Here is a 9,349-nt window from a genome sequence, read left to right on the forward strand (position 1 = left end):
ACACGTTGAGCGCCCAAGCACGGAGGATTAGACCATGACAAACCAAGAGCGCATCGAAGCCAAGACGACTGTTGCAATCAAAGTGGCGGACTATCTGCGCACTCAGATCGCAGCCCTTCACAGCGAAGCCGGTGTCCCCTGGGATATCATCCTCGCCGGTTGCCACGCCGAGATTGTGGCGGCGATGACCGAGCATCTTGGCGGACCTGCAACGGCGGAAGCCTGCAAGCGGGCTGCCGCTCGCATCCACGACTTGCCATCGGCTGCCGCTGCGTCTCTTGCATTCGCAGCACCTGCCGGAAGAGCCTGATCATGTCGCGGGTCCTTCCCGGGCACCCCCTATGCGGGTAATTCGCGCCCCGACAGTTGAAGCTGTGCAAATAAAATCAAGGGGATAAGAGATTGCGCATCCTGGACGAACTGGCTTTGGACGGCGAAAGGCTGCACCGGATAGGCGGCAAGGACCTTTGCGCCCTTCTGAGCCTATCGTCCGGGGCGCTGACCGACCTGAAAAAACGCGGCATCGCGGTGCATCTGGGGCACGATGCTTACGACCTCGAGGCGACCGTGCGGGCCTATGTCATGCATCTTCGTGGCATCGCGGCGGGTTGGGGTAGCGAAGAACAGGCGCTTAACCTCACTGGCGAACGGGCGCGGCTGTCGCGGGCGCAGGCCGAGGCGCAGGAAATGAAGAACGCCGCCCTGCGCGCGGAGCTGGTCCCGGCAGCCGAAGTTGAGCGGGCTTGGGCGGACACGCTGCGCCAAGTGCGCGCCCGCATCCTTGCCGTCCCGTCACGGTTGCGCCAGGGGCTGCACCTTGCACCGGGTGACGTGGAGCAGATCGACCGCGAGCTGCGCGACGCCTTGACGGAGTTGGCCAATGGCGACGCTTGACGAAGTGGCCGTTCGCGCCCGGCGCGCTCTGCTTCCCCCGCCCAGGTTGCGCCTTTCGGATTGGATCGAGGGCAACATCACTCTGCCCGAGGGCCTGAGCGCACAGCCCGGCCCCGTGCGGTTGTGGCCATTCCAGCGCGAGATTGCCGACGCCATCGGTGATCCGATGGTGGAACGAGTAACGCTGGTCAAGCCGGTGCGGGTCGGCTTCACCACGTTGTTGACCTCTGCCGTGGCTTCCTTCATCGCCAATGACCCTGCACCAATTCTGTGCCTGCTTCCCGCCGAAGCGGACTGCCGCGACTATGTGGTGTCAGATATTGAACCGATCTTCGGCGCAAGTCGGGCGGTGGCGGATGCCCTGACCCGCGACGATGAAGAGGGCGAGCGCAACACGCTGTTGTCGCGCCGGTTCCCTGGTGGATCGTTGAAGGTGGTGGCAGCGAAAGCACCCCGAAACCTGCGACGGCACAACGTGCGTATCCTGTTCATGGACGAAGTGGACGGCATGGAGGCAACCGCCGAAGGGTCGCCAATTCTGTTGGCCGAACGCCGCACCCTGTCGTTCCCCGACCGCAAGATCGTGCTTGGATCGACCCCGGTGCACGAAGACACAAGCCATGTCCTGCGCGCCTGGGCGCAGTCTGACGGGCGGGTGTTCGAGGTTCCTTGCCCAGGCTGCGGCGCGCTTTCGGAGATTCTATGGGACCAGATCATCTGGGATGACGGCGCGCCGGAATCGGCACGTTGGCGCTGTCCCCATTGCCGAGAAGAGGTGGCGGAACGCCACAAGCCCGCCATGGTCGCGCAAGGTGTCTGGCGCGCGACGCGGCCCGAAGTTCGCGGTCACGCGGGCTTTCGCCTGAATGCCCTGGTTTCCCTGCACAGCAACGCGTCCTGGGCGCGGCTGGCGGCGGAATTTGTGACCGCGAAGGATGATCCCTCGACCCTTCAAACCTTCGTCAACACGATCTTGGGTCAGGGCTGGCGCGGCGAAGGCGACGAATTGGCCGACGATGAAATGGCGGCACGCGGCGAGGCGTTCGGGCTGGGCGCGGTGCCTGCCGATGCGTTGGCCGTTACTGCTGGGGTGGACGTGCAGCATGACCGCCTTGAATGCACGTTCATCGGCTGGGCCGAAGGCGGTGCTGCCTTTGTGCTGGGGCACCGGGTGATCTGGGGCGCTTGGGATGCGGATGAAACATGGCAAGAGCTGGACGAGCTGCTGCGCACCCGCTTCCCGCACGCCTTGGGCGGGCGGATCGGGGTGGACGCGGTGGCGGTGGACGCGGGCGACGGCACGACCATGCACCGCGTCACGGCTTTTGCCGCGCCCAGGACGCGGCGGCGCATCATGGCCATCAAGGGCGCACCGGGCAACCGTCCGATGATCGAAAGGGCTGGATCGAAAACCAAGACCGGCGCGCGGCTGTGGATTGTCGGAGTGGACACGATCAAGACGATGGTGTTTGCCCGGCTGTCGCGCGGCGCATCCATGCGGCTGTCATCCGATCTGCCTCGCGTCTGGCATGAACAGGTGGCCAGCGAGCGGGCGGTGCTGCGCTACCGGCGCGGTCAGCCGGTGCGCAACTTCGAACGCATCCCAGGGCGGCGGGCCGAGGCGCTGGACTGCCTGGTGTATGCCATCGCCGCGCGCCAGATCGTCAACCCGGATTGGGACGCACGGCGGGCCGAGCTGGTAGCAGGCGCGCAGCCGGTGGCGCGTCCTGCGCCGGTGCTGACCTCGCAATGGATGAAAAGGTGAGCGGAATCGGGTAGGTGCGCCCGGCCTTAGTCGTCAGTTAGATCGTCAATGTAGCCCATCACTTCTTCAGCTACTAAATCGCGGAAATCGCCTTCCTCGTCACTTAGGAGGCTGCTGCTTTCGCGCAGTTTGTGAAATGCCTTTAAAACGGCAGGGCGGACTGTCTGATCCGTGGTCTGCTCAATCACTTGCAGAAGGATCTGAAAAGCTTGGCGCGAAACTAGTGCCTTTGCCTCAAGGTTCATATTTAGCGTTGAGAGGATGAGCCGGGCTTCCTCTGACATCATTGCTTATGTTCCTTTCTTAATGCCACACCGGGGCCGTTTCCATTCTCTGGCAGGAACACGACGCCAGATGCCTCGAGGGCGGCACGGATAGCGTCCAGTGTCCGGGCGTAGGGCTGGCGCTTCCCGCTTTCAAAGGCAATCAGGGTTTGAATGCCGACCCCGGAAGCCTTCGCTATTTCCTCTTGGGAAAGTCCAATCATCGCGCGGGCTGCTCTGGACTGTGCGGGCGTCATGTTCAACCTTGTAGTTTTTCTATTGTCTTGATGGCTTGGCTAGGTTATAGAAAATATACTGTCTCAGCAACGGAGAACATTATGACCACCAAACCCCCAGCCCCGGGGAACGATCTTGGCTTGTCTGCCGAACCGACCTTCCTCCACCTTCTGCAAGACCTAGAGTTTGCACTTGGCGACATGAAGGAAATGATCGCCTGCTTGAAGATGATCAAAAATCACTTCGATCAGGTCCCGCTCTTCAAAAGTGATGACCGGAATGCGAGAGACGCCCTGTCTGGCACTACGTCTGCTCTGGAGCAGCGCCTGAAAACCTGCATCGCCCGATATGAGGCGCTTAGGCCGATTGAAGGGAACCTGTGACCATGGCCGACCAAACAGCCCATACACAAATTGCCCCCGGCTTTGTTGCAATCGAAGACCTGCCAGTCTCGTTCAAGAACTTTGACCTTTCTGCGGCAATCCTCGACGCAGGCACACTGACGCAAGTCGCCGAATGTGTCGCGGATGCTTGGATGAAAGTCATGGCCAGTGGCACGTCCGATGTTCACGCCAGAGAGCAAATGGGCGCGCTTGTGTGGCTGCAGCGCGACCTTTGCGCCGCGCTGCAATGGAAGATCGAACGGCTTGAGGAGACACATCGGTTGGTGGCGAGGGCGGGAATAGCTGAGGCGCCATAAAGGTATCTCTTGACACCCTTTGGTGATCGGCGCAGATTAGCATCAAGTGATACCATTTTGGAGACATGCCAATGAAACGTGCCGCGATGCTTTACTGCGCCGATATCGACGCGCCGCGCTACAAAGTCCTGAAACAGCGCGATCAATTGCCGTTCTGGACCGATGGGCAGTCAGAAGAGGGGGGCTGGTCCGACTTCACGCTCGACGACGCTTTTCGCCTGCGGCTGACGCTCGACATGATTGGCGGCGAAGGCACGGGCGATGATCAGTTGGGCGGACTCGCCCCGTCCTACGTCCCCAAAGTCATCACCAACGCGATGGGCTATGCCGAGAGGCACCCGTTGAACACTATCGCCCAACCGGACCTGTGGGCCGGTGTCGTGATCTTCGAACACAGGCCGACTAAAGGCACGCCCTATCGGTTTTCCTCATGGTATTTTGGCCCGATCAGCGACTTTGGCGACTGGTTGAGCGCGGAAACTGCCAAGGCTGAGGGCGAGTATCAGGGGCTGCGCGCATCGCCGGTGCGGACTTTCCTCGCCAACGCCTCGCGCGCCGCCGCGTTTGTGCGCCGTCGCGCCTTTGAACACGGGCTGCCGGAAGGCAGCGATTTTTCCGAGGCAATCTGATGGGCTTTTTCTCCCGCCTCATGTTTCGCGTCACGGACTCCGTATCCAAACGCCAGATCGAAGCGGGCGGCGGCGGGCGGCGCTGGGATGGAACGCCGCTGCTGGGAATGCCGCAGCAATCGGCTCTTGCGGCGCGTGGCGTGACGAAGGCGCGGGCAACTGGACTTTACATCAACACCCCCTACGGCAACCGCCTGGTGGAAACATGGGTCGCGGCGCTTGTCGGCAAAGGCTGGCAAACTCGTTCCAAACACTCCGACTCCGCGATCCGGCGCGCCTTGAATGAAGCCTTTGAAGAACTGGCCAACCCGATTCTTATTGCGCTGGCGCGGGCACTGGTGCGCGACGGTGAAGCCTTTGTGCAAATCATCATCGAAGAGACTGGCGCGCTGCGGCTGAAACTCATCCCGGCTGATCAGGTGGATGCTTCGCTGTCGCGCGAGCTTGGCAACGGTGCCCGGATCGTGGCAGGCGTCGAATTCGACGCATCCGACCGGGTGGTGGCCTATCACGTCTTGCGCGAAGCCCCCGGCGCGCCCTTTGCGGTCTTCGGTCAGGCGCTGCGCATCCCGGCTGCTGACATGTTGCATGTGTTCGACCTGCTTTTCCCCGGTCAGGTGCGCGGCCTGTCGTGGCTGGCCCCGGTGCTGTTGAAGCTGGCCGACCGCGACGCGGCTTCCGATGCCATGCTGATGAGCCTGAAAACCCAAAGCCTGATCACCGGATTTGTGCGCGACCCCGAGGGCGGCGCGGCGGGTCTGGACGGCGACACCAGCGGCGCAGCGATCAACGTCGCCCTGGAACCCGGCGCAATGCGTATTCTGCCCCCCGGCGCTGATGTGACGTTCTCGCAGCCGGGTCAGGGTCTTGCCCAGGCGGTGGACTTCCTGCGCGCCCAGGACCGCGAGATTGCCGCTGGGGCAGGCGTGACCTTCGAGGCGCTTACAGGCGATCTGGGCGAAGCCAACTATTCGTCCGCCCGTGTTGGCCTGCTGGAATTCAGGCGGCGCGCCGAAATGCTGCAAGGTGCACTGATCCGGGCGCAATACTTGCGTCCGCTTTGGCGGCGCTGGATCGACACCCAGGCGCTTGCCGGGCTGATTCCGTCCGACGCCGGTGCATTGGCCGACTACCACGCCGTGCGGTTTGTGGCACCGGGCTGGCAGTGGGTCGATCCGCAAAACGAGGTTGACGCAGAGGTTGCCGCAATCGCGGCAGGCCTGAAATCCCGGCAAGAGGTGGTGGCCGGGCGTGGGCGCGACATTGACGAACTGGACGAAGAGATTGCAGCCGACGCGCGCCGCGCGGCTCAAGGGGGGCAGGAATGACCATTCATCTTCGCGCGCTGACACCGCGCCCGAAAAGCCTCGACCAAGTTAGCCGGACCGTTGAAGCCATAGTTTCGACCGGAGCCGACACGGCAAGGCCGGGCTTTGTCGAACGCCTGGACCTGCGCGGCGCTGACCTGTCGCGCCTGATCGGATCGGCTGTCCTGAACGCTCACCGCGCCGGTTCTATCGAAGATCAGCTCGGGGTTGTCGAAGCCGCCGAGCTGCGCGCGGAGGGCCTTTGGGTCCGCATCAAGTTTCGCAGCAACGACGCCGCGCAATCCGTTCTGACAGATATCGGCGAAGGAACGCTGCGCGGCCTGTCCATCGGCTACACGGTTGCCGAATGGAAAGAGACGCGGGACGGCGAACGCCGCATCCGCACCGCAACCCGGTGGACGCCACTCGAGGTTTCCATCGTTCCCGTCCCGGCCGACGCAGGGGCACACTTCCGAGCAGGAGAGCATCAAATGGAAGTCGAAACGCAGACGGCCGATCAGTCGGCCAACAACGGCGCGGTATTGACCCGCGCCCAGACGAATGCCGAGATTCGCAGCATCGCTGAAACCGCAGGCTTGACCCGCGATTGGGCCGACGCCCAGATCGACGCGCAGGCCGAACCCGATGCGGCCCGTGCCGCGGCCTTTGCCGCGATGCAGACGCGCAGCGCACAGACCCAGACCCGCACCACGCGGGCGGTCATCACCGCCGATAACACCGACCCGGCTGTGATTGCCACGCGGGCGGGTGAGGCGATTTTCGCCCGTTCGCACCCTGAGCACCAGTTGTCCGAAGCGGCCCGCCCGTGGGCGTGGCGCAGCATCGGTGACGTGGCGCGCGAAGTCCTGCACCTGCGGGGCGTCTCGACCCTCGCCATGACCAGCGAGACGCTGATAACCCGCGCGCTGCACAGCACGTCCGACTTCCCGCTGATCCTGGGCGATGCGGTGGGGCGCGAGCTGCGCCGCGCCTATGCGGCCCCTGCGTCCGGCGTCCGCACCCTTGCGCGGCAGACCACCGCTCGCGACTTCCGCGCCAAGAGGTCCATCATGATGGGCGAAGCATCGGAACTGGAAAAGGTGCCAGAGGGCGGTGAATTCAAGAACGGCACGCTTGACGAATCCGCCGAATCCTACAGCTTGGCCACCTTCGGCAAGATATTCGCAATCTCGCGGCAGGCGCTGGTGAACGACGATCTTGGGGCTTTTACCCGCGTTCCGGCCATGATGGGCACCGCTGCCGCTGTGTTCGAGGCGGCGCAGCTCACAGCCAAAGTTGCCAGCAACCCGGCCATGAGCGACGCGGTTGCCGTGTTTCACGCTGACCATGGCAACCTTGCCGCCACCGCAGAACTGTCAGTGACCTCGCTTTCCGCTGCCCGTCTGGCCATGCGCAAACAGACCGGGCTTTCCGGCGCACTGATCGACGTTGTTCCGAAATATCTGCTGGTGCCGCCCGAACTGGAAACGCTGGGCGAGCAAACGCTTGCCACCATCGCCGCCACGAAAACCGCAGATGCCAACCCCTTCGCCAATCTGACTCTGGTGGTCGAACCCCGCCTGACCTCGGGAACGCAGTGGTATGTGCTGGCCGATCCGGCGACGATTGACGGGCTGGAATACGCCTATCTGGAAGGCGCGCCCGGCCCGCAGATCGAAACTCGCGCCGGCTTCGAAGTGGACGGGGTCCAGATCAAGGTCCGGCTGGACTTCGGCTGCGGCTGGATTGACCATCGCGGCTGGTATCGGGTGGGCTGATGGCACTTGAACCCGGAGAACTGGAAGCCCTGCGCGACGAGCTGATCCGGGCGCGAGCGCGGGGCGTGCGCAGTGTTCAGATGGACACTGAGCGGGTCGAATATAAGTCCGATGCGGAAATGACCGCCGCAATCAACGACATTGAGGCGCGCATCCGTCGCGCCTCAATGACCCGCACAGGGGTCGTTCTTTTCTCAAGCTCCAAAGGCCTGTGATGGCAGCCCGCCGTGCCCTGACTGGTGATCGCCCCCCGGCTTACCCCTCCAAGGCAACCCTGGCGGCGGAACTGGACATGAGCGAGAGCACAGTTGACGATTTGACTAAGCGCGGATTGTTGCCCAAGCCGATCAAGCTAGGCGGCTCCCTTCGCTGGTGTTGGGCTGCCGTGGATGCGTCCATGAAGCCGCAGGGCGGCGGCGAAGATGATAAATTCATGGCAGGGCTGAAAAATGTCTAAGATATCGCTACCCCGCCACGTCCATCACGTCATATCAGGCGGGCGGGACTATTTTTATTATCAGGAAGGCCGGGGAACCCCGCATCAAGGCGAACGCATCCGCCTGCCCGACAAACCGCAGACCCCCGAGTTTTGGAACGCCGTGCGCCAGGCGCAGGGCACGTTCGGCCCGACCCCGACCGATACTGTGGGCGCGCTGATCGACGCCTATGAGGGAGCCTGGCCGACGCTACAGCGCAAGCTGTCCAAGGGGACGCAGGAACAATACCGGCGAAACCTTAAACCGAGCCGCAAGGCTTGGGGCGATCTGCCCGCGCGCGATCTGCGCCCGAAGCACGTTGATGCCCTGATCCGCAAGATTGGGGCCGAACGCCCTGGTGCCGCAAACAACGTCCTGGATGCGCTCAAGGCGCTCTGCCGGTGGGCGAACGGGCCGGTTGACCTGCTGGCGCATGATCCGACGAAAGGCGTCCACCGCTTCGAAAAGGGTGCTGGGCATGAGCCTTGGACTGAGGCGCAACTTGCCTTTGCGGAACAGACTTTCACCGGGCCACTGCGGCGTTATTACTTCCTGTCCCGCTACACAGGGCAGCGGATCAGCGATGTGGTGCGGCTCAATCCCGGTGATGTGGATGACGGCGGTTTCAGCCTTCGACAGAAGAAGACCGGCGTGAAGCCGTGGTGCCCGATCTTTGCGGAACTCGAAACGGAAATGGCGACGTGGGAGCGGCGGCTTGGGCCCTACCTTTTGCAGGAAATCGGCAAAAGCGCGGGCAAGCCTTTCAGCACGAATCAAATGTGGAAGGCCTTCGACGCGGAACGGGCCAAGCACCCGATCCTAGCCGGAGCGGTTCCGCACGGGCTGCGCGCAAACGCGGTGATCCGGCTGAGGGTCGGCGGATACTCCGCCCTGCAAATCTCGGACATGGTCGGAATGTCGGTTGAGATGGTGGAGCACTACTGCCGTCACTCGGACCGGAAGGCTAGCGGGCAGGCTGTTCTGAGGGAAATCCGAGAACGCGAAACCAAGCAGCCTGTAAAACCGTGGAAAAGTGGAAAACAGGAATGATGCAAAATCAGGATGTTACGGATCGGAAATTAGAGTGCAGGCTTCTGTTGCCAGGTGCCTGCGGACCCCGCCTTGAGCTGCTAAGCCCAAGGACTTAGTTTCGGCGACTCGAACTGCTTACGCAGCCAGAGCCATTGCCGGAGCACGGTTGTCATTGGCAACTGTACATTTTGCACCGATAACGGTGGTGGCTCACCGAGCGAAAGCTGGCCCCTTTAGACGTTCGTCGATCCTGTTTCGGCCCCCTCCC

At 62.8% G+C, this 9,349-nt stretch carries 13 protein-coding genes and 1 other RNA gene; 11 read left to right on the plus strand and 3 right to left on the minus strand.

Annotated elements, in window-relative coordinates; translation table 11 throughout:
* Positions 1 to 34: 34 nt before the first annotated feature.
* The 3 genes from RSW2DRAFT_RS18100 to RSW2DRAFT_RS15340 all read left to right on the plus strand — a co-directional run bounded on the left by RSW2DRAFT_RS18100 (position 35) and on the right by RSW2DRAFT_RS15340 (position 2,659).
* Positions 35 to 310 (plus strand): hypothetical protein, encoded by a 276-nt coding sequence (locus RSW2DRAFT_RS18100; RefSeq protein ID WP_008032573.1) that lies wholly within the window; start codon positions 35 to 37, stop codon positions 308 to 310.
* Between the two features lie 92 nt (positions 311 to 402).
* Entirely contained in the window at positions 403 to 894 is a 492-nt protein-coding gene (locus tag RSW2DRAFT_RS15335) for a hypothetical protein (protein WP_008032575.1), read from the plus strand.
* Positions 881 to 2,659, plus strand: coding sequence for a phage terminase large subunit family protein (locus RSW2DRAFT_RS15340; RefSeq protein ID WP_008032577.1), 1,779 nt, complete (start codon positions 881 to 883; stop codon positions 2,657 to 2,659). The genes RSW2DRAFT_RS15335 and RSW2DRAFT_RS15340 overlap by 14 nt, the downstream gene beginning before the upstream one ends.
* A gap of 26 nt (positions 2,660 to 2,685) precedes the next feature.
* Here RSW2DRAFT_RS15340 and RSW2DRAFT_RS15345 read toward each other — a convergent pair whose 3' ends face one another.
* Both RSW2DRAFT_RS15345 and RSW2DRAFT_RS17565 read right to left on the minus strand, forming a co-directional pair.
* Complete coding sequence (locus tag RSW2DRAFT_RS15345) at positions 2,686 to 2,946, minus strand: hypothetical protein (RefSeq protein WP_008032580.1); 261 nt, start codon at positions 2,944 to 2,946, stop codon at positions 2,686 to 2,688.
* A complete protein-coding gene (locus tag RSW2DRAFT_RS17565; protein ID WP_008032582.1) occupies positions 2,943 to 3,179 on the minus strand; it encodes a helix-turn-helix domain-containing protein in 237 nt (78 codons plus the stop codon). The genes RSW2DRAFT_RS15345 and RSW2DRAFT_RS17565 overlap by 4 nt, the downstream gene beginning before the upstream one ends.
* A gap of 81 nt (positions 3,180 to 3,260) precedes the next feature.
* Between RSW2DRAFT_RS17565 and RSW2DRAFT_RS15350 the strand changes: the two genes are divergently transcribed.
* From RSW2DRAFT_RS15350 to RSW2DRAFT_RS15385, 8 genes are all read left to right on the plus strand, one after another.
* Entirely contained in the window at positions 3,261 to 3,542 is a 282-nt protein-coding gene (locus RSW2DRAFT_RS15350) for a hypothetical protein (RefSeq protein WP_008032585.1), read from the plus strand.
* A gap of 2 nt (positions 3,543 to 3,544) precedes the next feature.
* On the plus strand, positions 3,545 to 3,859 hold the full coding sequence (locus RSW2DRAFT_RS15355) for a hypothetical protein (RefSeq protein WP_008032588.1): 315 nt from the start codon (positions 3,545 to 3,547) through the stop codon (positions 3,857 to 3,859).
* Between the two features lie 71 nt (positions 3,860 to 3,930).
* Positions 3,931 to 4,488: a hypothetical protein gene (locus RSW2DRAFT_RS15360; protein WP_008032590.1), complete on the plus strand. Its 558-nt coding sequence runs from the start codon at positions 3,931 to 3,933 to the stop codon at positions 4,486 to 4,488.
* Complete coding sequence (locus RSW2DRAFT_RS15365; RefSeq protein WP_008032591.1) at positions 4,488 to 5,816, plus strand: phage portal protein; 1,329 nt, start codon at positions 4,488 to 4,490, stop codon at positions 5,814 to 5,816. The genes RSW2DRAFT_RS15360 and RSW2DRAFT_RS15365 overlap by 1 nt, the downstream gene beginning before the upstream one ends.
* Positions 5,813 to 7,573: a prohead protease/major capsid protein fusion protein gene (locus RSW2DRAFT_RS15370; RefSeq protein ID WP_008032592.1), complete on the plus strand. Its 1,761-nt coding sequence runs from the start codon at positions 5,813 to 5,815 to the stop codon at positions 7,571 to 7,573. The genes RSW2DRAFT_RS15365 and RSW2DRAFT_RS15370 overlap by 4 nt, the downstream gene beginning before the upstream one ends.
* Positions 7,573 to 7,788 carry a phage head-tail joining protein gene (locus tag RSW2DRAFT_RS15375; RefSeq protein WP_008032593.1) on the plus strand — a complete coding sequence of 72 codons (216 nt, stop codon included), beginning with the start codon at positions 7,573 to 7,575 and terminating at the stop codon, positions 7,786 to 7,788. The genes RSW2DRAFT_RS15370 and RSW2DRAFT_RS15375 overlap by 1 nt, the downstream gene beginning before the upstream one ends.
* 77 nt (positions 7,789 to 7,865) lie before the next feature.
* Entirely contained in the window at positions 7,866 to 8,030 is a 165-nt protein-coding gene (locus RSW2DRAFT_RS15380) for a helix-turn-helix transcriptional regulator (RefSeq protein ID WP_232209701.1), read from the plus strand.
* Entirely contained in the window at positions 8,023 to 9,099 is a 1,077-nt protein-coding gene (locus tag RSW2DRAFT_RS15385; RefSeq protein WP_008032595.1) for a tyrosine-type recombinase/integrase, read from the plus strand. The genes RSW2DRAFT_RS15380 and RSW2DRAFT_RS15385 overlap by 8 nt, the downstream gene beginning before the upstream one ends.
* 33 nt (positions 9,100 to 9,132) lie before the next feature.
* On the opposite strand, the gene ssrA is transcribed toward RSW2DRAFT_RS15385, so the two are convergent.
* Positions 9,133 to 9,349: a transfer-messenger RNA gene (ssrA, locus tag RSW2DRAFT_RS17570) on the minus strand; the annotation flags it as partial.

The organism is Rhodobacter ferrooxidans (genome assembly GCF_000176015.1).
Classification (GTDB): Bacteria; Pseudomonadota; Alphaproteobacteria; order Rhodobacterales; family Rhodobacteraceae; genus Pseudorhodobacter_B; species Pseudorhodobacter_B ferrooxidans.

Excerpts from the sequence above, each read along its gene's own strand:
- RSW2DRAFT_RS15370 (WP_008032592.1), top strand. The coding sequence starts at position 5,813 with ATGACCATTCATCTTCGCGCGCTGACACCGCGCCCGAAAAGCCTCGAC.
- RSW2DRAFT_RS15380 (WP_232209701.1), top strand. The coding sequence starts at position 7,866 with ATGAGCGAGAGCACAGTTGACGATTTGACTAAGCGCGGATTGTTGCCC.
- RSW2DRAFT_RS15375 (WP_008032593.1), top strand. The coding sequence starts at position 7,573 with ATGGCACTTGAACCCGGAGAACTGGAAGCCCTGCGCGACGAGCTGATC.
- RSW2DRAFT_RS15350 (WP_008032585.1), top strand. The coding sequence starts at position 3,261 with ATGACCACCAAACCCCCAGCCCCGGGGAACGATCTTGGCTTGTCTGCC.
- RSW2DRAFT_RS15360 (WP_008032590.1), top strand. The coding sequence starts at position 3,931 with ATGAAACGTGCCGCGATGCTTTACTGCGCCGATATCGACGCGCCGCGC.
- RSW2DRAFT_RS18100 (WP_008032573.1), top strand. The coding sequence starts at position 35 with ATGACAAACCAAGAGCGCATCGAAGCCAAGACGACTGTTGCAATCAAA.
- RSW2DRAFT_RS15385 (WP_008032595.1), top strand. The coding sequence starts at position 8,023 with ATGTCTAAGATATCGCTACCCCGCCACGTCCATCACGTCATATCAGGC.
- RSW2DRAFT_RS15365 (WP_008032591.1), top strand. The coding sequence starts at position 4,488 with ATGGGCTTTTTCTCCCGCCTCATGTTTCGCGTCACGGACTCCGTATCC.
- RSW2DRAFT_RS17565 (WP_008032582.1), bottom strand. The coding sequence starts at position 3,179 with ATGACGCCCGCACAGTCCAGAGCAGCCCGCGCGATGATTGGACTTTCC.
- RSW2DRAFT_RS15345 (WP_008032580.1), bottom strand. The coding sequence starts at position 2,946 with ATGATGTCAGAGGAAGCCCGGCTCATCCTCTCAACGCTAAATATGAAC.
- RSW2DRAFT_RS15355 (WP_008032588.1), top strand. The coding sequence starts at position 3,545 with ATGGCCGACCAAACAGCCCATACACAAATTGCCCCCGGCTTTGTTGCA.
- RSW2DRAFT_RS15340 (WP_008032577.1), top strand. The coding sequence starts at position 881 with ATGGCGACGCTTGACGAAGTGGCCGTTCGCGCCCGGCGCGCTCTGCTT.